Source organism: Megasphaera hutchinsoni (assembly GCF_001553405.1).
Taxonomy (GTDB): domain Bacteria; phylum Bacillota; class Negativicutes; order Veillonellales; family Megasphaeraceae; genus Megasphaera; species Megasphaera hutchinsoni.
The window spans coordinates 126,828-149,897 of sequence record NZ_KQ960941.1; the positions used below are offsets into that span (position 1 = coordinate 126,828).

Consider the following 23,070-nt stretch of genomic DNA (forward strand, 5'->3'; position numbering starts at 1 on the left):
GATACCTCCTAAAAAATAGAATTCTTAAAATCTATTTTTGCTTCTGTTAATTCTTCAATGAGATTGACAGGTTTAATAGCCCAATGCGTATGATTGAGTTCGGTTATAGCTAAATCCATGTTTTGGATACCTAAATCAAGAGCAATTTCACTAATCTTTTTTAGTGGGATTGTTTTTTTTTCCTCAAATTTGCATTTCAGAACAATATCGCATGAATCTTTTCTAATTTTTTCTATTATTCCAACGTACCCATATTGATCGTCTGAAGCTTTGCCATAATACCCTGTGGCTTCAGGTACTACAAGAATGGGGAATCGCTGAATCTCTTTAATTGCATCAAGGGATAAAGAGGCATACTTGTCTCGTAATTCATCTTCTGTGTAAAAGCCGTTTATAGCTCTTTTCTTATCTACTTTTACAAAAACACTGTCAATAATAGAACTGCCTACAACAAGATTATAGTAATCACATATTAAACCATCAGTAGGCATAGCTATTCCTTTATCTAGAGTATGGACTGGTGGGGAAGCTACAACAGTCATGTGCTCTACATTATTTATGTTGTAGAGTTTTTCAGCTTGTTGGTTTATTTCTCTTGTGGCAGCTAGTTTATTAGTGATGATTTTTTCTAATTTATTTCCCATACAGACACCTCTAATCTAAATGATCTACATGTTCTATGTTGTAGATTTTATCTGCATACTGATTGACAATTTTAGGGTTGTTAATAGTCTGGGTTATTTGTTTAGGTGCCTGTTTTTCCTCATTGCTTATATCATCAGCTTCAACGACAGGTATATCTGTCTCGGGGTTAAAAATTTCGCTATCTTCTTTCATGTCTGGAGTTTTACTACATTCAGTCGCTTTTTCTTCATTATAAACAGGTGTTTCAAATCTTGTAATCTCGATATTTTGAGTAATTGTTGTGCCTATATTCTCATTAATAAATTTCCATTTACTGTTGGTTGCAGATTGTTTATACCATGCTTCAAATGTTAATCTACCTAATTTATTATTTGTTTTGTTTATCAAAATATAATCCCATATGCTAACTAGAAAAAATTCCAAATTAATGTGAGTGACTGTTTGCAGTTGCTCCTTTTTTAGTTTGGTTTGGGAATTAATACTAAATTCTGCATCTGAGCTAATGGAGGTATCTTTAATAATTGTTTCTAATATCGCTTTAATTAACCATTGCATTTTACGTTCAGCGAGGAAATAATCGGTCAGGTTCTTCATTTGTTGATATATGTGAAAATCATTTGACATGACTCTATTGTGAAACGCTTTAATCGAAACCTCGTCGCCTTGAGGAGTGTATGAGGATTTATATGTTGTGCACCGCTTGTAATTACTGGTACTTGTTTTGACGGATTTATCATATTGAGAAACATCTTCGCCAGTTATAACTTTTAGCAGTGCTTTCATTAAATTTGAGTCGCTACACTCATCTTTATATCCGCTTGTTCTAGATCGGGCGGATTTTTTTATTTTGGTGGCTTCAACCATGAGATTAAATAAAATACCACCACTTAGATAAGGAATACTCACTGGAATGCTTTCTTTTGAAGTCATCTTAAAAAACCCCCTTTTTGAAAAAACTTAACTGTTTTCGTCCTTATTAACACCTTTTTCGATTGCGTTTAACTCTATTAACTATAGGCTAGAGATTGAAAGATACGAGGCATGAAAATCGTTAAAGACTTTTATACATATTCTACCAAAAAAGTTTTATTTTTAATAGGCAGAACTAAAGGAAAAAGAGGCGTATCGAAAGTCTTTTGATGCAAAAGCGTTCTTGTTCTTTTCAAACTTGAGGCATCAGCCTCAAATAGTCTACACGAATATGTCTCTTGATCAAAGACTGATTCGGTATTCGTGTAGAAAAACTAAATAAGTACAGCGGTCTTACCGAATAAGGCAGCTGCAAGTCAAGATGAAGGAATTCTTCATTCTAGCTTGTGGTGTTTTGTTATGCCTTATTTGAGCTGAATTTAAGAAATTCCTTCATCGGAAATCGAATGGAGGAATTTTTTTATGAGAATTCAAGTTCGCTACGAGAAGCACTTTATAACATTTGAACTGTCTGTAGATGAAATTAGAAATTGGCTTGATATCGCCTTTATTCCCGATGACACGGAAGAAAAATTTCGGGTAAGGGCACAAGCATTGGTGGACGAAAGGTATAATCGCCCGGAATACAACGTCATGCATAAACAGGAGCGACATAAAGGGTTTATTGAGCCCGTCAAGGATGAAAATGGTGAAGAAATAGGGGAATTTGAACTACGTATAAGAGATGTTAGGGATTCTTCTATATTCTTCAAAGATGAAATTGATAGGGAGAAAGCTGCAGGGTATGAGGCTGTAGAAGGGTTCGTTTATGCCGTTTTAAAGCCCGATGTAGCGGAGCTTTTTATGGACGTTGATATTAATTGTATTCCGATTAATGAAAAAGCCGCATCCATGATTAATCGCGATGAATTTGAAATGGAAGAGGAGTATCAAAAGGCGGTGGCACGGATGGCTAACAACATTACACAAAAACTTAAACGCGCTAAACAAAAATTGAAAAAAAATATTTCAAAGGCGTCAGATTACGGTATTTGCTACGGCTACCAAGTAGGAGGACAAAATTCCTCCAATAAAAATTAGGAGGTCAAATAGATGACTATTGAAGAAAGAATCGCCTACTTGGAGACGATGGATAAAGTAAGAGACCGGAAAATAAAAGAAATTCAAGTGGCAGTAGAAGAACTAAGTGGATGTGTGAACGGAGGTATTAATCATGAAAGCAATGATTCCAATGAATGATTACGGCATTATGGCTGATAAGAATAACACCGCCAGAGTGGATAGTAGGTTTATTGCGCAGTTTTTTGAAAAAAGACATTCTCATGTAATACGTGATATTCAATCAATCACTGAGCCCAAATCTGGGCTGAGTAAAGAATTCACTGAACTCAATTTTGAACTAAGTAGTTATAAGGATTCTACAGGAAGAAAACTTCCTTGCTACCTGCTTACTAGAGATGGCTTTACCATTTTGGCAATGGGGTATACTGGACCAAAAGCCATGAAGTTTAAAGAGCTTTATATTAAGAAGTTCAACGAAATGGAGGACTTCATAACAACGATTATTTCTGCTAGAGAAATGTTCCCAATTCTAACAGAAAATATTGCCTTAATTCATGATAATCCAAAGGCTTATCACTACAGCAATGAGTGCGACATGATCAACCGTCTTGTTTTGGGGATGTCTGCAAAACAAGTAAGAGAAATAAACGGTCTTGAGAAAGGGCAAAGCATACGTCCTTATCTAACATCAGGGCAAATGTATCTAATTGATCGTTTGCAGAAAATTGATGCAGGTCTTCTTATTTCAACACCGGATTTCCAAGCTAGAAAACGCCAGCTTGAATGGTATTTAACCAAGATAGATAAGGAGGCTAGAGATGAGTAAGTCTTATAAAAAGCATCTTGAAACAACCCCGAATTTTAAGCCTATAGTCTATATTTGCGCCCCCTATCGCGGGGAAAAGGAGAAAAATGTGCAACGCGCTGTCCGGTATGCCGATTATGCCTACCGGCACGGCGCAATCCCCATAACTCCACACCTTTTATTCCCGTTCATGGATGACAATAATCAAAAGCACCGTAAAGATGCGATGTTTATGGATATCGTTCTTTTGGGAAAATGCAATGAATTGTGGGTGTTCGGGGAAACAATTACGGAAGGTATGCGTGTGGAAATCGGGGTGGCCGAAAGACGTAGACAGCCGATTAAGTATTTTACGGATAAAGAGTTGGAGGCGATGGCAGATGCGTGATTTTGCGGTAGCTTACGGAAATAGCCGTCGGGCGAAAGAATGGGTGAATAAAACCATCCGTTACGAGGACTTAAAAGTACGGCTAAAGGTACCCGTTCGCACAACGGAGTCGGCGGAGGAGTATGCGAAAATGGGAAAAGCCGATCGTGAAGTTGCAAAGGACCATGGCGGTTTTGTTGCGGGAATTTTAGCGCACGGCAGGCGGAAAGTAGACAGCGTTGAATCCCGTTCCATGCTGGCCTTGGATGGGGATCATATTGCTAAAGATTTTATCGCCAAGTATGAAACGATTGCGCCGTATACCTCTTTCCTGTATACGACCCATAGTCATACGGCGGATAAACCGAGAGTCAGAATTGTGTTTCCGTTAACACGGGACGTAACACCGGAAGAATTTGTGGCGGTTTCCCGATATTTAGCAGCCATGCTGGGGATTGATCAATTTGACGAATGCTCGTACCTGCCGAATCAACTCATGTATTGGCCGTCTACGCCGCGAAACGGCATATTTGTCTACAAGGAAGTGGAAAAAGAGCCGCTTAATCCGGACGCTATCCTTGCAGCCCACCCGGAGTGGACGGATCCGACCCGACTTCCGACATCTTCCCGGGAAAGTAATGCCAATCGGGTACAACGGCGGAAAGTACAGGATCCGCTTACGAAAAAGGGCGCGGTAGGCCTGTTTAATCGTACGTTTTATCCGATAAACACCGCGTTAGAAAGGTTCCTGTCGGACGTGTATGAGCCGACAGATAATGCAAACCGCTGGCATTTGATATCCTCGCACAGTGTGGCGGGAGTGGAAGTTATTGAAGATAAATTCGTGTATTCCCATCACGCTAAAGATCCTGCATATCTTACCTTGTGTAATGCTTTTGATATTGTACGCAAGCATAAATTTATAGGTATGGAGGATAAAGAATCCTTTAAGAAAATGACCGAATTTGCCATGAGCCTTGACGAGGTAAAACGCAAGGCGGCAAACGAGCGTTTTGAGGAGGCGGAAACGGAGTTTACAGACGAGGAGGATTGGCAGAAACAACTGCGGTATACATCGAAGGGAGCGGTGTTGGAAAATTCGTTGTATAACGTAAAGCTTATCATACAAAACGATCCGCAGCTTAAAAGTATCGTCTTTAATCAACTGGCCGACGGTCTTGAAATTAAAGGCGATGTGCCATGGCGGCATACGGGGAAGTTTTGGCGGGATGCCGACGATGCGCAGTTGATTTGTTATGTAGATGACCATTACGGCACGTTCTCGCAACAGAACTACAATATTGCGATTACTAAAGTGACGGACGACAGAAGCTATCATCCGATCCGACGCTACTTTGAAAAGTTGCCTCCGTGGGACGGCATTAAACGGGTGGATACGCTTTTTATCGACTATCTCGGGGCGGAAGATAACGAATACATCCGCGCTGTCTGCAGGAAGACACTGTGCGCTGCGTATATGCGCGTTTACCATCCGGGGATTAAGTTTGATTACTTGCCGGTGTTTAACGGGGCGCAGGGAATCGGCAAATCTACGTTTATTGCCAAACTCGGTATGGATTGGTTTTCAGACAGCCTTACCTTGTCCGATATGAACGACAAGACGGCGGCGGAAAAGTTGCAGGGGTATTGGATACATGAAATCAGCGAATTGGCGGGTATGAAAAAAGCCGATATAGATAAAGTAAAAGCGTTTGTTTCACGAAGTGACGATAAGTATCGCGCGGCTTTCGGGAAACGGGTTATTCCCCATCCCAGACAATGCGTGTTTTTCGGTACTACGAACGAAGAAAACGGGTATTTAAGAGATATTACGGGTAACCGGCGGTTTTGGAATGTGTGGGTATCCGGAAACGGGAAATATAAGCCGTGGGAAATGACGGGAGAAATCGTAGATCAGATTTGGGCGGAAGCTATGGTTTTAGCCGAAGCGGGGGAAAAACTTCATCTTGATCCCGCGTTGGAAACGCTGGCACGGGAAGAACAGCGTGACGCCATGCAGCAGGACGACCGTGAAGGGCTTGTACGCGCATATCTGGATATGCTTTTACCGGATACGTGGGATAGTATGGATGTTTACAGGCGGCGAGATTATTTTCGTGATTGGGATGATCCCGCCCGTCCTAAAGGCACGGTTAGACGTACGGAAGTATCCAATATTGAAATATGGTGCGAGTGTTTCGGTAAGGCGAAAGAGGATATTAAACCGTCGGACAGTTATGCCATATCGGCGATTATGAAACGGGTGAAAGAGTGGGAGAAAACCGGAAAACGGGGGTATACCGGACCATATGGGCAACAACGCCTATACACTCGGAAATAGCGGATAACTTCCCTCGGGACAAGTGCCTACAAAGGGTGGTACTTGCCATATAGTTGTCCCGGATGTCACAGGTGGTCCGTTCGTTTTGTGGAGAAATAACGGGAGTTGGACACATTCGGACAGACAACTTATGAAATACTATATTAGACTAAATAGTTATTTACTATATCAAGCGTGCGCGTAACGCGTATATCCGCGCGTATAGGAATTTTTGGCACTTGTCCGTCATTGTCACAGAGAAGATGTCAATATGGTGTGTAAAAAAAGAACGATATACCGAGAACCGGTGCGGATAAAAAGCATATGGAAACGGTAAAAGAGGCGGGTGATAGGGTTTTGAGAGAAAAAGAAACGGAAAGAAAATTGGTTTGCGCCGTTAAATCTATGGGAGGTATGGCTGTAAAGCTTGTAAGCCCTTCCGTTGACGGACTGCCGGACAGGCTTATTCTTTTACCGGGAGGTAAGGCGGGGTTCGTGGAGCTTAAAGCGAAAGGCAAAAAGCCGAGAGCCTTGCAGGTAAAACGCATGAACGATTTACGGGCATTAGGGTTTACCGTTTTTGTAGTGGATGATAAAGAGCGGATTGGAGGTGTGTTACATGCAATACAAACCACATGAGTATCAAAAATATGCGACCGATTTTATTATTGCCCATCCCGTTTCGGCCATTTTGTTGGAGATGGGGTTAGGTAAGAGTGTCATTACCCTTACCGCTATACACAAACTGATGCTGGATTCCTTTGAGGTTTCCCGTACACTCGTTATTGCCCCGCTTAGGGTGGCAAGTACCACATGGCCCGAAGAAATACGGAAATGGGAACATTTAAAGCATTTAACCTATTCGGTAGTAACCGGCGGAGAGAAGAAACGATTACAAGCTTTACGGACGCCGGCGCATATCTACATCATTAATCGGGAGAATGTGGATTGGTTGGTTACGAAAAGCGGGGTGCCGTTTCACTTTGATATGGTCGTAATAGATGAACTGTCCGGTTTTAAATCCTATCAGGCGAAACGGAGTAAAGCCCTTTTAAAAGTACGACCGAAAGTAAAACGGGTGGTGGGGCTTACGGGCACGCCGTCTTCCAACGGTCTGATGGATTTATGGGCGGAATTCAGAATCCTCGATTTAGGAGAGCGGTTGGGCAGGTATATTACGCAGTATAGAAACACCTACTTTCTTCCGGATAAACGCAATCAGCAGATGATATTTTCCTATAAGCCGAAAGCGGGAGCGGAGGAGAAGATTTATAAAAAGATTGGCGATATTACGATTGCCATGAAAGCCACGGATTATCTACCTATGCCCGACCGTATTATAAATAAAATTAACATACCCTTGTCGGCTACGGAGCAAAAGCGGTATGATACCTTAAAGAGGGAGATGGCGGTGTCGGTGAAGGGGAAAGAAATAGATGCCGTTAATGCGGCGTCTCTGTCCAATAAACTCCTGCAAATGGCAAGCGGTGCGGTATACGATGACGAAAAACGGATGATCCCCATTCATGACAGAAAGCTGGATGCTTTGGAAGAGGTCATCGAAGGAGCGAACGGTAAACCGGTACTGGTGGCATATTGGTATAAGCATGATTTGGAACGGATTAAGAAACGCTTTACGGTACAGGAGATTAAAACAAAAGAAGATATTGCCGACTGGAATGAAAGAAAAATACCGGTCGCCGTTATTCATCCGGCAGCCGCCGGCCACGGGTTAAACCTTCAAAGCGGCGGGTGTACATTGGTTTGGTTTTCGCTTACGTGGTCCTTGGAGTTGTACGAGCAAACCAACGCAAGGTTATATCGGCAAGGACAGAAAGAAACCGTAGTTATTCATCACCTGTTGGCTAAAGGCACGATTGATGAAGACGTCATGAACGCCTTGGCCCATAAGAATAAGACACAGGCGGCATTGATAGATGCCGTTAAAGCGAATCTAACCATATCTTAAAAATCGGTATAGGAGGAACGGAATGAGCGTAAAAGAATATTTGCAGCAAGCCTTTTATGTCGATAAAAGGATTACAGGGAAGTTGGAGCAACTGGATCGATTAAATGCGTTGGCGACCAAAGCGACATCGACGTTGTCGGATATGCCGAAGAGTCCCGGCGGTACAACGTCCGGGTTGGAAGCTACGGTAGTAAAGATTGTTGCCCTGCAAGAGGAAATCAATCGGGACATTGATGCCCTCGTTGATTTAAAGCGGGATATTGCAAGAGAGATTTTTTCCTTGAGTAATAAAGAAGCACAGACCATTCTTGAAAAAAGATACCTTTGCTTTGAAACGTGGGAGAAGATAGCCGTCGACATGAATCGTTCCATTCAGTATTGCTTTATGGTACATAGGAAGGCGTTAAAAAAGATTAAAGCGGGTCAACGGGTATAGTCGGCACGAAAGAAGTATACGTAAAAAGCCTTGAAGAAATTGTCCTTCAAGGCTTTTACAGAATAATTACGTATTAAAATTCGTTAAAATGTATATAGTAATCTGTAGTAAAATGTATAGAATTATAGTTCCCGTCTGTGGTACAGTTAGGATAGAACGAGCGTAAGAAAAAGAGAGAGCGACTGAAAAGCAAATGACCGCTCTATTAAAGCGGCCATTCACTATTATGAAATATGTAAAACAAAAAATAAAGAGCTATCTGTTATCAGTATAACGAAGATTTTATCGGTATGTCAATAGGGACATAAAAAGATAGCTGTGCGTTAAAATCTGCGTTGTTATCTGCTTGAACGGGTGTGTATTAAAATTCGTTAAAATGTATATAGTAATCTGTAGTAAAATGTATAGAATTATAGTTTCCGTCTGTGGTACTGTTAGGATGGAAAGGATGTAAGAAAGAGGATTGGGGTGATGCGATGCCGAGAAAGCCGAAACAACCGTGTGCCTATCCGGGTTGTCCGCGATTGTCGGAACGAAGATATTGTGAAGAGCACCGTAAAAAAGTAGCGAGCGTGTATGACAGATATACGAGAGATCCGGTGATACGGAGAAAATATAACGGGCAGTGGCAACGGATCCGAAAACGGTATGTAAGCGTGCACCCGTTTTGTGAACGGTGTTTGGCACAGGGGAAGCTTACTCCCGTTGCGGAAGTACATCACATCTTACCGCTTACTCGGGGCGGAACGCATGAGGAAGTAAATTTAATGAGTTTATGCAGATCCTGTCACATGATCCTTCATAGTCAGTTGGGGGATCGAAATGGAAAGTCGCATTGACCCCGGAGGGGGGGGAGTGTTATCTCTACAGGGGTAACAATTCCAAGCCGAGGCGGGGTCACACGCGCAAAAAAAGCGTAATCAAAGGGGGTATTTAGGGCATGCCGAGCAAATCGAATAACATCGGCGGGCGAGGCGGCAGACGAATCGGAGCGGGAAGAAAGAAAAAAGCCGTTATGGAAAAAGCAAAGGAAGGAAATCCGGGCGGGAGAAAATTAAGTATCCTGGATATACCGGAAATGGAAGGAACGGAGATGCCGCAGCCGCATGAGTTTCTGTCGTCTACACAAAAAGACGGAACGCAGCTGCAAGCTAAGGACATTTTTACGGAAACCTGGCAGTGGCTGCAAACGATAGGGGTCAGTGCAAAAGTACCTGTACCGCTTATTGAACGGTATGCCATGAGCAGTGCCCGCTGGATTCAGTGTGAAGAAGTTACCAGCAAGCTGGGATTTTTATCTCGTCATCCGACTACGGGAAAACCGATCCCGTCGCCATTTATTAATATCGGAATTAACTATATGAATCAAGCCGTGAGACTGTGGAATGAAATTTTTCAAATTGTAAAAGAAAATTGTACCACCGAATTTGACGGTGCGGCACCTCAAAACGACTTGATGGAACGATTGCTTGTCGCACGAAAGAAAATGTAAAAAGAGAACGGTTGTATTGCAATAGCAAGGGACACTGTCAGTAAAAGAAATGACGGGGTCTTTTTTTTATGGGAGAAGTGTGGGATATGAAAAATCAGTTGTTACAATATGAATTGCGGGATATAGAGGAGATCATTCCCTACGTCAATAATTCCAGAACGCATTCGGAAGAACAAATAAAAAAAGTAATGGCATCCATTAAGGAGTTCGGGTTTTTAAATCCGATTCTTATTTCGGAAGATAACGTGGTAACGGCGGGGCATTGTCGTTTGGTTGCGGCTCAGCGGCTGGGGTTTAAGAAGGTGCCCTGTATTAAAGAAAACTATTTAACGGAGGCGCAACGAAGAGCGTATGTCATTGCGGATAATAAGTTGGCGCTTGATGCCGGTTGGGATCGGGATTTGCTGAAAATTGAGTTGGAAGAATTGGAAGGCGCCGATTTTAATCTGTCGCTGTTAGGCTTTGAGGACGACGAGCTTGCAGACCTTTTTGAAGGGGATAAAGAGGTAAAAGAAGATAACTTTGATGTAGAGAAAGAATTACAACAGCCGACTATAAGTAAGGCGGGGGATATATGGCGGTTAGGTCGCCATCGTCTTATTTGCGGAGATGCGACGAAAGAAGAAACCTATCGGGCGTTGTTGGAAGATAAAAAAGTGAATCTGGTTCTTACCGATCCGCCGTATAATGTGAATTACGAAGGGGCGGCGGGTAAGATTAAAAATGATCATTTGGAAGAGGGTGCCTTTTTTCAATTTTTGTTACAGGCCTTTACGAATATTAAACAGGTGATGGCGGATGATGCCTCGATATATGTGTTTCATGCGGATACGGAAGGATTGAATTTCAGAAAAGCCTTTCAGGAGGCGGGGTTGTATTTATCGGGATGTTGCATTTGGAAGAAACCGTCGTTGGTATTGGGCAGAAGTCCGTATCAGTGGCAGCATGAACCTTGTTTGTACGGGTGGAAGAAAAAAGGAAAACATCGTTGGTATGCCGGAAGAAAAGAAACGACCATATGGGAGTTCGATAAAACCAAGAAAAATACGGAGCATCCTACCATGAAACCGATTCCGCTGCTGGCGTATCCGATAAAGAATTCCAGCATGACGAATGCCCTTATTTTAGACCCGTTCGGAGGGAGCGGCAGTACCCTTATCGCCGCGGAACAAACGGATCGTATTTGTTATATGATGGAGCTTGATGAAAAGTATTGTGATGTGATTGTCAAAAGGTATATAGAGCAAGTTGGCAGTGATAAAGAGGTTAGTGTGCATAGAGACGGCGCCACGTATGCCTTTAAGGAAGTGACGGCCGATGCATGAACCGTAATTCCGTTGAGGTAATGTGTAGGTTCATCGAAAACAGGCCGGAAAGGACTTGCTAAATACCTTCTTTAGAGTGATATATATACACAAGGAAAACCCTAAAGGAGGTATATAGATGGAATTACGATATGAACTAAAAGGCGGCATGAGAAAACCGCTTGTTAAAGCCTTGGAAGAGATAACGGGAAGGAAAGCGCAGTACTTGGGAATGCCGGATATGGCCTATAAAATAGACACCTTTACGGTCAGTAAAGAAGGTACGGTCAGCGGGGATACGGACGAACGGGTACGGGAAGTTCGGGAGATACTGGCCGATACGTACGGTATACGACCGGCAAAACCGGTACCGGAAGGAGCGGACGAATTTACCGTGATGTTGCCGAAGGGGACCGTGGATATTGAAAAACTTATGCAGATTCTTGAGGGTAAAGGGGAATTGATAAAAAAAGCCTTGGGCGTTAGCGACCTTCCCGTTAAAGAAACGGCGGACATGGTGACATTTCCCTGGTTCGGTACGATTGATATGGCGCATCGGCTAACCTATACCCGGTTTATTACAGCCCTGGGGATATTCAGTCGGGGCGCAAAACGGGTACATAAGGGACAGCGTGAAATCGTCAATGAAAAGTACACGTTCCGATGCTTTCTGTTGCGACTGGGGTTTATCGGTAAGGAATGGAAGCAGGACCGACGGATACTTTTGGAACGGCTGGAAGGATCATCCGCTTTTAGAAACGGGGTGAAAAAGGATGAAACGTCTTTGTGCGGAAAAGATTAATGCCCTGCGAAAATCCTATCCCGTAGGCACGAAGATTGTATTGGTCTATATGGATGATCCGCAGGCACCGCCGCCGGGAACCGAAGGCCGTGTGACGGGGGTGGATGATATGGGCTCCCTATTGGTTTCGTGGGAAAACGGTTCGGGGTTACACCTCCTTTTAGGAGTGGATACGTGGGTGAAAGTCGGTAAAGAGTAGCGGCTTTTAAGGCTATAAAAAACATAAAAATAAGTACATTTTTTTCTAAAAAGACTTGCTATTATGTGCGTTCAGAGTGATATATATACTAACAAAAGAAATAAAAAACAAAAGAAAAGGAGCAAAAAAAAGATGAAAAAAGAAACCTTAAAGCAATTGGAAATTGAAACGAAGGCATGCAAACACTACGCAGAAAGAGCAAGGGAAAAAGCAAAGGAAGGGAACATCAGCGCCGCCATTGACCTTTTGGACATTGCGCAAACCGCAAAAACCTGCGCCGACCGGGCACACGAAGAACTCTGGAAAGTTACAAACGGCAAGCTTAACGACAAAGAATTTAAGACTTTTGCGGAAGCCGAAACCTTGAACGCCGCCATTCAAAAAGCCTACCAAGCCATCAAAGCGGCAAGAAAATAAGAAAAAACGAACAAAAGAGTTTCAGAGCCACCGGCTCTGTTTCTCGTAGAAATAAAGCAATAGGCGCAGAGGAGGCGTCTTTTTTTATGCCTTAAAAGCCGGAAAGGGGGGAAGGCAGTGGAAACCTATGAAGTCACGAAATTTAAAAAGGAAGATTCGATTTATAACAAAGACCTGGCGGATTATGCGGTAAGCTTTATTGAATGCTTAACGCATACGAAAGGTACGTGGGCGGGTAAAGCCTTTACGTTGTTACCTTGGCAGGAACAAATCATCCGGGATTTGTTCGGCGTGGTTAAACCGAATGGGTATCGTCAGTTTAATACCGCATATATTGAAATTCCGAAGAAGATGGGGAAGCAGCTTGATTTAAAAACTTTGATTCCGACACCATCGGGTTTTACAACTATGGGTGAAATCAAAGTCGGTGATGAGGTTTTTGATGAGCAGGGCAAGGTTTGTCATGTTGTTGCTAAAAGTGAAGTGGACTATAAAGAGCAGGCTTATAAGATTAGGTTTAAAGACGGAGAAGAAATTGTTGCAGGTGCAAGGCATCAGTGGATTGGTGAAAGAACACATGGTAAGACAAAGAAAGTAACACTCACAACCGAGGCGCTTTACCGCTTGCCAAAAGAAAATGATTCTTCCTACAGGTTCAGAATCCCCGTTGCTAAAGCTGTTGAAACTAATAACAGCATGCTTGCGGTTGATCCTTATCTTATGGGGTATTGGCTTGGAAACGGTAATGCAATAAGGCCTGAAATTACGATTCAAACTTGTGATGTGATAGAAGTGTTAAATCGAGTTTGGCCAAACCATAAATTGGGTGAACGTTGGCCTAACACGGGAGATTCTTTTGTCTGCCGTATACCTGAACTAAAGAAAATACTCGTTGAAAGCTTTAGAGAAAAAGTAATCCCGTTAGAGTATTTAAGGGCTTCATACTCTCAGAGGTTAGACCTTTTGCAAGGACTCATGGACTCGGACGGGTCTATATCTACCCGAAAAGGGCAGGCTATTTACACGTCTACCGAGAGGGCTTTATCTGAAAGCGTGAGTGAGCTTTTATGGAGCTTAGGGATAAAGAATTCGATAACAACAGCAGATAGTGAGCAAAGGCTTGATTGGACAAAACCAAGTAAAGAGTGTGGAAGGGTTAAAACCGGAGAAACACTGTATTACGTTAAGTTTACAGCTTTTAGTGACACGCAAATTGCGGGGCTTAAACGAAAACAAAAGCATGCTGTAAAAAGACATCCAAGAACGAGAAGTCATTACCGCTATATTGACCGAATAGAAAAAGTGGAAAACAATGGCATGCAGTGCATACAGGTAGATAGTTCGTCTCATCAATATTTGGTGGGGCGTTCTTTTTTGCCAACTCATAACAGTGAGCTTGCCGCAGCAGTGGCCTTACTTTTATGCTGCGGGGATAATGAAGAACGGGCGGAAGTGTACGGCTGTGCGGCGGATCGGCAGCAGGCGGCGATTGTTTTTGATGTGGCGGCGGATATGGTGAAAATGTGCCCGGCATTACATCGAAGGGTAAAGATATTAGCTTCCCAAAAACGGATGGTGTATCTTCCCACTAACAGTTTTTATCAAGTGCTGTCGGCGGAAGCGTACTCCAAGCACGGTTTTAATATACACGGGGTGGTGTTTGATGAACTTCATACGCAGCCGAATCGTAAACTTTTTGACGTCATGACCAAAGGATCCGGAGATGCCCGCATGCAGCCGTTGTATTTTCTTATTACCACGGCAGGTACGGATACGCACAGCATTTGTTATGAAACCCATCAAAAAGCTGTCGATGTCCTCGAGGGAAGAAAGATCGATCCCACTTTTTACCCGGTCATTTACGGAGCGGATGAAACGGACGACTGGACGGATCCTAAGGTGTGGAAGAAAGCCAATCCCTCTCTCGGCGTGACCGTACAAATGGAGAAGGTGCAGGCGGCCTTTGAATCGGCCAGACAAAATCCGGGAGAAGAGAACTCCTTTAGGCAGTTACGGTTAAACCAGTGGGTGAAACAATCCGTTCGTTGGATGCCGATGGAAAAGTGGGATAAATGCGCGTTTGCCGTAAATGAGGAAGAACTGGCGGGACGGGTATGTTATGGAGGGCTTGATTTATCCGCTACGACTGACCTTACCGCTTTTGTCCTGGTATTTCCGCCGGAAGAACAAACGGATAAATATCAAATTTTACCCTATTTTTGGATACCGGAAGAAACGGTAGACCTTCGGGTAAAACGAGACCATGTGCCCTATGATGTGTGGAAGAAACAGGGGTTCATTCAAACTACGGAAGGGAACGTGGTGCATTACGGTTTTATTGAAACATTTATTGAACGGCTGGGCGAACGGTATAACATACGGGAAATCGCCTTTGACCGTTGGGGAGCCGTACAAATGGTGCAGAACTTAGAGGGGATGGGTTTTACGGTTGTTCCCTTCGGCCAAGGCTTTAAGGATATGAGTCCGCCGACGAAAGAACTGATGAAACTTACATTGGAAGAAAAAATAGCCCATGGCGGGCATCCCGTACTGCGATGGAATATGGATAATATTTTTATTCGTACGGATCCGTCGGGAAATATTAAAGCGGACAAAGAAAAATCTACCGAAAAGATAGATGGTGCTATCGCTATGATTATGGCACTGGATCGAGCCATTAGGTGCGGAAATGATAATACCGCTTCGGTATATGATGAGCGAGGAATTTTGTTTATATAAAAGGAGAGGAGATATGGTATCTATATTTAGGTGGTTAACTAGGGATAAACCGAAGAATATCATGGAAGGAAGTCCGTTCAGACCGGTGTACGGGGGAAGCCCTGCGGGAAAAATAGTTACCGAACGGAGTGCTATGCAGCTTACGGCGGTGTATGCTTGCATACGTATTTTAGCAGAGTCTATTGCCGGGTTACCCTTACATGTATATCGGTATACAAAAACAGGTACCAAAGAAAAAGCGGCAGACCATCCGCTGTTTTTTTTATTGCATGATGAACCGAACGAAGAAATGACCAGTTTTGTCTTTAGAGAAACACTCATGACACACATACTGTTATGGGGAAACGCCTATGCCCAGATCATTCGAAACGGGAAAGGAGAGGTACTTTCTTTATATCCGCTTATGGCCAATAAAATGAGAGTGGCTCGGGATGAGGCCGGAAAACTGTGGTATGAATATAGCGGCGGCAATACAGGGAAAGGGAATGAGGCGGTACGGTTATCGCCGAAAGAAGTACTGCATATTCCGGGACTGGGATTTGACGGACGGGTGGGGTACTCTCCCATTGCCATGGCGAAAAATTCTCTTGGTATTGCTATGGCGTGTGAAGAATACGGAGCAAAATTTTTTGCTAACGGTGCCACTCCCGGCGGCGTACTGGAACATCCCGGTATATTAAAATCTCCCGAGCGGGTACGGGAAAGCTGGAATGCCACCTTCGGCGGTAGCGCAAATGCCAATAAAGTGGCGGTTTTGGAAGAAGGGATGAAGTATACACCGGTTTCTATTGCACCGAACGAAGCACAATTTTTAGAAACGAGAAAATTTCAGCTTAGTGAAATTGCGCGTATGTTTAGGATACCACCACATATGATCGGCGATTTGGAAAAATCCAGCTTTTCCAATATTGAGCAGAAATCGTTGGAATTTGTAAAGTATACGTTAGGACCTTGGGTTTCGAGGTGGGAGCAAGCGTTGGAACGAAGCCTTTTAGCAAGAGAAGAACGGCGAGAATATCGCATTGCCTTTAACGTGGATGGGTTATTACGAGGGGATTATGAAAGCCGAATGAACGGATATGCTATTGGAAGACAAAACGGCTGGATGAGCGCCAATGATATTCGCAGACTGGAACATTTGGATAGAATCCCGACGGAAGAAGGCGGAGACGAGTACTTGGTAAACGGATCAATGACGCGGTTGGCACAAGCCGGAATAGCCTATGAATCGCGAAAGGAGGGAAGGTAGTATGAAAAAATTTTGGTATTGGAATACACATACGGATGAAGAAACGACACATCGTACGTTATTTTTACAGGGAGTCATTGCGGAAGAATCCTGGCTGGGAGATGAAATTACTCCCAAAATATTTAAAGAAGAGTTGGAAAACGGCACGGGAGATATTACCGTTTGGTTGCACAGTCCGGGCGGTGATTGCATTGCCGCCGCACAAATATATAACATGCTGTTGGATTATAGCGGACAGGTGACCGTGCATATCGACGGGTTGGCCGCCTCGGCGGCTTCGGTCATTGCGATGGCGGGGAGTATCGTACGGATGACTCCTGTTTCCATGCTCATGATCCATAACCCGATGACCATCGCCTCGGGGGATACGGGAGATATGCAAAAAGCGATCGATTTGTTAACGGAAGTAAAAGAAAGCATTATGAACGCCTACGAACTTAAAACGGGCTTGGCGCGTAAAGAAATATCCGAACTGATGGATGAAGAAACCTGGATGAACGCCAAAAAAGCGATATCCTTGGGATTTGCCGATGAACTGGTGTCCCGGAAAGACGCATGGCAACAGGAAGGAGCGGTTACCGATGAAATGATGTATTCCGAAAAACAAGTGCAGAAAATCTTACGAAATAAATTAATACCGCCGTATACGCCTATTCGTACAGGGCGATCGGTTGAAAAACTGCAGAAGGCCTTACAAGACCAATACATGGAGGGATAACGATGATAGTACAAGAATTAAGAGAACAACGAATGAACGTGTGGAATCAGGCGAAACTATTTTTAGACACACACCGTAAAGACGGCGTACTCAGTGCGGAAGATGATGCCGCATACGCAAAGATGGAAAGTACCTTACAGGAATTGGGAAAAGAGATAAAACGTCAAGAAACGCTGGATGCCTATGAACGTGAAATGAAACAGGCAACAACCAAACCGTTAGTCGGGGAAGTGGAAAAACAGGCATCAGCGGAAAAACGGGGGCGTGCCGGCGAGGCTTATAAAAAGGCGATGTTGGAGGCTATACGGTGTAACTTTAAACGGGTACAGGACGTATTACAGGAAGGCGTGGATGCCGATGGCGGGTATTTGGTACCGGAAGAATATGATCGGCGACTTATCGATGTCCTTCAAGAAGAAAATATTATGCGTACGTTAGGTACGGTGATTACCACCGGCGGACAGCATAAAATCAATATTGCGGCCACTAAACCGTCCGCAGCCTGGATTGAAGAAGGGGGAAGTCTTACCTTTACCGATGCCACTTTTGCACAAACCTTGCTGGATGCTCATAAACTTCATGTCGCCATTAAAATCACGGAAGAACTGTTATATGACAGCGCCTTTGATTTGGAAAGCTATATTATAACGGAATTCGGTAAAGCGATCGCCAACGCGGAAGAAGACGCGTTTTTAAACGGCGACGGAAACGGTAAGCCCGTAGGTCTTTTTGATGCCAAGAAAGGCGGTACGGCAGGAAAAAGCGTAGCGGCGATTAAAGCGGACGATATGTTGGCGTTGGTGTATGGCTTAAAACGCCCGTACCGAAAAAAGGCGGCGTTTATTTTACATGATACCGCGTTAGCTTCCTTACGGACGCTTAAAGACAATAACGGAGCATACATGTGGCAGCCCAGCTATCAACAGGGGGAACCGGATACGTTGTTGGGATATAAGGTACATACCAGTGCGTTTGCACCGAAAAATGCGATCGCTTTCGGCGATTACAGCTATTATAATATCGGGGATCGAGGCGTACGCAGTTTTCAGGAATTACGGGAGCTGTTTGCCGGTAACGGGATGATTGCCTATGTTGCCAAAGAACGGGTGGACGGAAAACTTGTTTTACCGGAGGCCGTACAGATTTTAACCACGGGTACCGGCAGCACTACAGGTAAATAAAAGTGAGGGGTATACATGATTCAATTGTCGGACATGAAAACCTATCTGCGGGTAGACGGCGAGCAGGATGATATCGTACTGCAGCATCTTATGGAAACCGCATAGGCATTATGTCGGGAAATATTGCGTACAAGTACCCCGGAACAATCCCGAATGCTGGACATGGCGATGATGTATGCCACGGCCTATTTATATGAACATCGGGATGAAGCCGATCATGAAGCGTTGATTGTAACGTTGCGGGCGTTACTTTCAGGAGAAAGGGACGTAGGATTTTAAGAAACGGGGTGAGCGTAGTAAAGACACGAATTGCTTGTCAGGAGTTTAGAGAAAGGCTGCAATTGTATACGCGTATTCTGCAAGATGACGGGCAGTCTTGAAAAACAACTGAACATCATACAGGTTGCCGACTTGGTACTTCCCGATAAAGAAACCTCCTTTGAGGAATATACCACAATGGAGTTACTATCGGTGGCAATGCTGATTGTCATTAGTACCTTTGCGTTAGACTTTATCCATACAGACAGAAGCATTTTTAAAATTGTTGACTTAGACGAAGCGTGGAGCTTCTTACAGGTGGCACAAGGTAAAACACTGTCTATGAAACTGGTTCGTGCTGGACGTGCTATGAACGCTGGGGTATATTTCGTGACCCAGAATACAGATGACCTTTTAGATGAAAAGCTGAAAAATAATCTTGGTTTGAAATTTGCGTTCCGCTCTACTGACCTTAACGAGATTAAAAAGACCCTTGCCTTTTTCGGCGTTGACCCAGAGGACGAAAATAATCAGAAGCGATTGCGTGATTTGGAAAATGGACAGTGCCTTATCAGTGATTTATATGGTCGTGTCGGTGTGATACAGTTCCACCCTGTATTTGAAGAACTGCTCCATGCCTTTGATACCAGACCGCCTGTGCGAAAAGAGGTGTAAATGTGAAACCATCAATATTAAACAGAATAAAATCAAACTGGACGCTGAAGCGTCTAGGTAAAGTGGCAATGACAGTGGCTTTCACACTTGTGATTGCCATTTTTCTTTTAGCCATGATGGGAACAGTGGTTCAAGCTGCGGGCTTGGTAGATGATACAATCAATGTGGCAAATGAGTACAGCCGATACCCACTTGAAAACTATCAACTGGATTTTTATGTTGATAATAGCTGGGGCTGGCTACCGTGGAACTGGTCGGACGGAATTGGAAAACAAGTCATGTATGGCTTATATGCCATTACCAATTTTATTTGGACAATCAGTCTTTATGTTTCCAATGCGACTGGCTACTTAGTTCAAGAAGCCTATTCCCTTGACTTCATTTCTGCTACAGCAGATTCCATTGGCAAGAATATGCAGATCCTTGCAGGAGTTACGCCTAGCGGACTATCAACAGAGGGATTCTATGTTGGATTCCTCTTACTCTTGATTTTGGTTCTTGGGGTTTATGTTGCCTATACAGGACTGATAAAAAGAGAAACTACAAAAGCGATTCATGCCATTGTGAACTTTGTCATGGTATTTATCCTATCAGCTTCCTTTATTGCCTACGCTCCCGACTACATTAAAAAAATCAATGATTTTTCATCAGACATCAGTCAAGCCAGCTTATCACTTGGCACAAAAATTGTCATGCCCCATTCCGATAGTCAAGGCAAGGACAGTGTGGACTTGATACGTGACAGCCTATTTTCCATACAGGTTCAACAACCGTGGCTACTGCTTCAATACAACAGTTCAGACATTGAAAGTATTGGTGCTGACCGTGTGGAAAGTCTACTTTCAACCAGTCCAGACAGTAATAATGGAGAAGACAGAGAAAAAATTGTAGCAGAAGAAATCGAAGACAGAAACAATGTGAACATGACGATTACAAAAACTATTAACCGCTTGGGTACAGTCTTCTTTCTCTTTGTATTCAATATCGGGATTTCTATATTCGTATTCCTACTAACAGGAATCATGATTTTCTCGCAGGTGCTTTTTATCATCTATGCTATGTTTCTGCCTGTGAGCTTTATTTTAAGTATGATTCCATCTTTTGATGGTATGTCGAAACGAGCCATTACTAAACTCTTTAATACCATTTTGACACGAGCTGGAATCACGCTGATTATTACGACAGCCTTTAGTATTTCAACCATGCTCTATACCTTATCGGCTGGTTATCCGTTCTTTTTGATTGCCTTTCTACAGATTGTGACCTTTGCAGGAATCTACTTCAAACTGGGCGATTTAATGAGTATGTTTTCGCTTCAAAGCAACGATTCTCAAAGTGTGGGAAGTCGTGTGATGAGAAAACCTCGTATGCTTATGCACGCTCATATGCACCGCCTACAGCGTAAACTTGGACGCTCCATGACAGCTTTAGGTGCTGGCTCTGCCATTGCCAGTGCTACAGGAAAACAAGGACAGTCGGGTAGTTCTGGTAGGACACAAGCAGATCACACCCGTCCAGACGGACAGGAAAAATCAACACTTGGAAAACGTATCGGACAAACAATCGGAGCAGTTGCTGATACCAAAGATAAAATCGTTGATTCTGCTGGTAATCTCAAAGAACAGGTTAAGGATATTCCGACCAATGCAAGATATGCAGTGTATCAAGGAAAATCCAAAGCAAAAGAAAATGTTCGTGACCTAACTTCCAGTATTTCTCAAACCAGAGCAGACAGAGCCAGCGGACGCAAGGAACAGCAGGAACAAAGACGCAAAACCATTGCAGAGCGTCGCTCTGAAATGGAACAGGTCAAACAGAAAAAACAGCCAGCTTCTTCCGTTCATGAAAGACCAGCTACTAAGCAAGAACAATCTCATGATGGACAGACCGCAAAACAATCTTCTGTTCAGGCTTTACGCATGGAATCTCAACAAGCCAAACAGGAGCGTCCAGCAGTTAAGTCCGATTCTTCAAGTTTAAAAGCGGAACGTCAAAACCGTACTACACAAGAAAGAACAGTTCAAAAGCCAGCAACTTCAACTACACCAGCAGACAGAGCTTCACAACGTCCAGTCACAAAAGAGCGTCCGTCTACTGTTCAAAGAGTTCAAAGTCAAAACCTTAGAAATAGACCACCAATAAAATCCGCCACTATCAAGAAAGGCAGTAAGAAACCATGAAACTGAAAGCTTTAGTGATTGGTGGTTCTGGGCTATTCTTGATGGTCTTCTCACTACTTCTGTTTGTTGCCATTTTATTTTCAGATGAACAAGATGGCGGTTTTTCAAACATTCACTATGGCGGTGTGAATGTTTCCGCAGAAGTGCTGGCTCATAAGCCTATGGTAGAAAAATACGCTAGAGAATATGGCATTGAAGAATACGTCAATGTACTGCTTGCTATTATACAGGTGGAATCGGGCGGTACTGCCGAAGATGTTATGCAGTCCTCGGAATCCCTTGGTCTACCACCCAATTCATTGAGTACAGAAGAATCCATCAAGCAAGGTGTGAAGTATTTCAGTGAATTATTAGCCAGTAGAGATAGGCTCGGTGTGGATTTGGAATCGGTTATCCAGTCCTACAATTATGGCGGTGGCTTCTTAGGGTATGTGGCTAATCGTGGAAACAAATATACCTTTGAACTGGCTCAAAGTTTCTCTAAGGAATATTCAGATGGCGAAAAAGTGTCCTATCCCAATCCAATAGCCATACCCATCAATGGGGGCTGGCGATATAACTATGGCAATATGTTTTATGTTCAGCTTGTTACGCAGTATCTTGTCACAACTCAATTTAATGATAATACGGTACAAGCCATCATGAACGAAGCACTGAAATATGAGGGTTGGAAGTATGTCTATGGCGGAGCTTCCCCGACTACTTCATTTGATTGTAGCGGACTGACACAATGGACGTATGGCAAAGCTGGGATTAAATTACCACGAACCGCACAACAACAATATGATGTGACCCAACATATCCCACTATCCGAAGCAAAAGCCGGCGATTTGGTTTTCTTTCATTCTACCTATAACGCTGGCTCTTATATTACTCATGTTGGGATATACCTTGGCAATAACCGTATGTTTCATGCAGGCGACCCAATCGGTTATGCCGACTTAACAAGCCCCTACTGGCAACAGCATTTAGTGGGAGCAGGACGAATCAAACAATGAGAAAGGAAGATTTAATGATGAAATTTAGAAAAAATCAGAATAAAGAAAAACAGATACCAAAGGAAAAGAAACCTCGTGTCTACTATAAGGTCAATCCTCATAAAAAGGTTGTGATTGCCTTGTGGGTACTTTTAGGGCTTAGTTTCAGCTTTGCGATATTCAAGCACTTTACAGCTATAGATACTCATACTATTCACGAAACAACTATCATAGAAAAGGAATACGTTGATACTCATCATGTAGAAAATTTTGTAGAGAACTTTGCGAAAGTCTACTATCTTATAAACTTAAAATAATTATAGCACAAGCTCTGATAAATAAGAA

Annotated in this window: 24 protein-coding genes; 22 read left to right on the top strand and 2 right to left on the bottom strand. The window is 43.3% G+C overall.

Annotation, left to right across the window (positions count from 1 at the left end):
* Window positions 1-8: 8 nt before the first annotated feature.
* Together HMPREF3182_RS03725 and HMPREF3182_RS03730 are read right to left on the bottom strand one after the other, a co-directional pair.
* A complete protein-coding gene (locus tag HMPREF3182_RS03725; RefSeq protein WP_062485528.1) occupies window positions 9-644 on the bottom strand; it encodes a hypothetical protein in 636 nt (211 codons plus the stop codon).
* A 10-nt stretch (window positions 645-654) separates the two neighbouring features.
* Window positions 655-1,575 carry a hypothetical protein gene (locus tag HMPREF3182_RS03730; RefSeq protein ID WP_062485530.1) on the bottom strand — a complete coding sequence of 307 codons (921 nt, stop codon included), beginning with the start codon at window positions 1,573-1,575 and terminating at the stop codon, window positions 655-657.
* A gap of 462 nt (window positions 1,576-2,037) precedes the next feature.
* On the opposite strand from HMPREF3182_RS03730, the gene HMPREF3182_RS03735 reads away from it, so the two are divergent.
* From HMPREF3182_RS03735 to HMPREF3182_RS03835, 22 genes are all read left to right on the top strand, one after another.
* Window positions 2,038-2,655 carry a hypothetical protein gene (locus tag HMPREF3182_RS03735; RefSeq protein WP_062485532.1) on the top strand — a complete coding sequence of 206 codons (618 nt, stop codon included), beginning with the start codon at window positions 2,038-2,040 and terminating at the stop codon, window positions 2,653-2,655.
* A gap of 12 nt (window positions 2,656-2,667) precedes the next feature.
* The gene (locus HMPREF3182_RS07635) at window positions 2,668-2,814 is read left to right on the top strand and encodes a hypothetical protein (RefSeq protein WP_206445541.1); all 147 of its coding nucleotides are present in this window, start codon (window positions 2,668-2,670) and stop codon (window positions 2,812-2,814) included.
* Complete coding sequence (locus HMPREF3182_RS03740) at window positions 2,789-3,463, top strand: Rha family transcriptional regulator (RefSeq protein WP_062485534.1); 675 nt, start codon at window positions 2,789-2,791, stop codon at window positions 3,461-3,463. The genes HMPREF3182_RS07635 and HMPREF3182_RS03740 overlap by 26 nt, the downstream gene beginning before the upstream one ends.
* The gene (locus HMPREF3182_RS07640; protein WP_062485535.1) at window positions 3,456-3,830 is read left to right on the top strand and encodes a DUF7768 domain-containing protein; all 375 of its coding nucleotides are present in this window, start codon (window positions 3,456-3,458) and stop codon (window positions 3,828-3,830) included. The genes HMPREF3182_RS03740 and HMPREF3182_RS07640 overlap by 8 nt, the downstream gene beginning before the upstream one ends.
* The gene (locus HMPREF3182_RS03750; RefSeq protein WP_062485538.1) at window positions 3,823-6,150 is read left to right on the top strand and encodes a virulence-associated E family protein; all 2,328 of its coding nucleotides are present in this window, start codon (window positions 3,823-3,825) and stop codon (window positions 6,148-6,150) included. The genes HMPREF3182_RS07640 and HMPREF3182_RS03750 overlap by 8 nt, the downstream gene beginning before the upstream one ends.
* Window positions 6,151-6,543: 393 nt before the next feature.
* Complete coding sequence (locus HMPREF3182_RS03755) at window positions 6,544-6,768, top strand: VRR-NUC domain-containing protein (RefSeq protein WP_268872459.1); 225 nt, start codon at window positions 6,544-6,546, stop codon at window positions 6,766-6,768.
* On the top strand, window positions 6,749-8,098 hold the full coding sequence (locus tag HMPREF3182_RS03760; RefSeq protein WP_062485542.1) for a DEAD/DEAH box helicase: 1,350 nt from the start codon (window positions 6,749-6,751) through the stop codon (window positions 8,096-8,098). The genes HMPREF3182_RS03755 and HMPREF3182_RS03760 overlap by 20 nt, the downstream gene beginning before the upstream one ends.
* Before the next feature lie 22 nt (window positions 8,099-8,120).
* A complete protein-coding gene (locus HMPREF3182_RS03765; protein ID WP_062485544.1) occupies window positions 8,121-8,534 on the top strand; it encodes a DUF1492 domain-containing protein in 414 nt (137 codons plus the stop codon).
* 476 nt (window positions 8,535-9,010) lie between these two features.
* Complete coding sequence (locus HMPREF3182_RS03770; protein WP_062485546.1) at window positions 9,011-9,373, top strand: HNH endonuclease signature motif containing protein; 363 nt, start codon at window positions 9,011-9,013, stop codon at window positions 9,371-9,373.
* A 101-nt stretch (window positions 9,374-9,474) separates the two neighbouring features.
* On the top strand, window positions 9,475-10,026 hold the full coding sequence (locus HMPREF3182_RS03775; RefSeq protein WP_062485549.1) for a hypothetical protein: 552 nt from the start codon (window positions 9,475-9,477) through the stop codon (window positions 10,024-10,026).
* 68 nt (window positions 10,027-10,094) lie between these two features.
* Window positions 10,095-11,351, top strand: coding sequence for a site-specific DNA-methyltransferase (locus HMPREF3182_RS03780; RefSeq protein WP_235808640.1), 1,257 nt, complete (start codon window positions 10,095-10,097; stop codon window positions 11,349-11,351).
* Between the two features lie 118 nt (window positions 11,352-11,469).
* Window positions 11,470-12,132 (top strand): hypothetical protein, encoded by a 663-nt coding sequence (locus tag HMPREF3182_RS03785; RefSeq protein ID WP_062485556.1) that lies wholly within the window; start codon window positions 11,470-11,472, stop codon window positions 12,130-12,132.
* Window positions 12,104-12,331 (top strand): DUF4314 domain-containing protein, encoded by a 228-nt coding sequence (locus HMPREF3182_RS03790; protein WP_062485558.1) that lies wholly within the window; start codon window positions 12,104-12,106, stop codon window positions 12,329-12,331. Before HMPREF3182_RS03785 ends, HMPREF3182_RS03790 begins: the two co-directional genes overlap by 29 nt.
* A 132-nt stretch (window positions 12,332-12,463) precedes the next feature.
* Window positions 12,464-12,748 carry a hypothetical protein gene (locus tag HMPREF3182_RS03795; protein WP_062485560.1) on the top strand — a complete coding sequence of 95 codons (285 nt, stop codon included), beginning with the start codon at window positions 12,464-12,466 and terminating at the stop codon, window positions 12,746-12,748.
* 117 nt (window positions 12,749-12,865) lie between these two features.
* The gene (locus HMPREF3182_RS07755) at window positions 12,866-15,487 is read left to right on the top strand and encodes a terminase TerL endonuclease subunit (protein WP_062485562.1); all 2,622 of its coding nucleotides are present in this window, start codon (window positions 12,866-12,868) and stop codon (window positions 15,485-15,487) included.
* A gap of 13 nt (window positions 15,488-15,500) precedes the next feature.
* Complete coding sequence (locus tag HMPREF3182_RS03805) at window positions 15,501-16,736, top strand: phage portal protein (protein WP_082718197.1); 1,236 nt, start codon at window positions 15,501-15,503, stop codon at window positions 16,734-16,736.
* A 1-nt stretch (window position 16,737) separates the two neighbouring features.
* Complete coding sequence (locus HMPREF3182_RS03810; protein ID WP_062485563.1) at window positions 16,738-17,454, top strand: head maturation protease, ClpP-related; 717 nt, start codon at window positions 16,738-16,740, stop codon at window positions 17,452-17,454.
* 2 nt (window positions 17,455-17,456) lie between these two features.
* Window positions 17,457-18,635, top strand: a complete 1,179-nt coding sequence (locus HMPREF3182_RS03815; RefSeq protein WP_062485565.1) for a phage major capsid protein — start codon at window positions 17,457-17,459, stop codon at window positions 18,633-18,635.
* Window positions 18,636-18,998: 363 nt separating this feature from the next.
* Complete coding sequence (locus HMPREF3182_RS03820) at window positions 18,999-19,568, top strand: ATP-binding protein (RefSeq protein WP_062485567.1); 570 nt, start codon at window positions 18,999-19,001, stop codon at window positions 19,566-19,568.
* Window positions 19,569-19,570: 2 nt separating this feature from the next.
* Window positions 19,571-21,748 (top strand): CD3337/EF1877 family mobilome membrane protein, encoded by a 2,178-nt coding sequence (locus HMPREF3182_RS03825; RefSeq protein WP_062485569.1) that lies wholly within the window; start codon window positions 19,571-19,573, stop codon window positions 21,746-21,748.
* Window positions 21,745-22,746 carry a bifunctional lytic transglycosylase/C40 family peptidase gene (locus HMPREF3182_RS03830; protein WP_007556405.1) on the top strand — a complete coding sequence of 334 codons (1,002 nt, stop codon included), beginning with the start codon at window positions 21,745-21,747 and terminating at the stop codon, window positions 22,744-22,746. The genes HMPREF3182_RS03825 and HMPREF3182_RS03830 overlap by 4 nt, the downstream gene beginning before the upstream one ends.
* Window positions 22,743-23,042, top strand: coding sequence for a hypothetical protein (locus HMPREF3182_RS03835; RefSeq protein ID WP_062485571.1), 300 nt, complete (start codon window positions 22,743-22,745; stop codon window positions 23,040-23,042). Before HMPREF3182_RS03830 ends, HMPREF3182_RS03835 begins: the two co-directional genes overlap by 4 nt.
* Window positions 23,043-23,070: the final 28 nt, after the last annotated feature.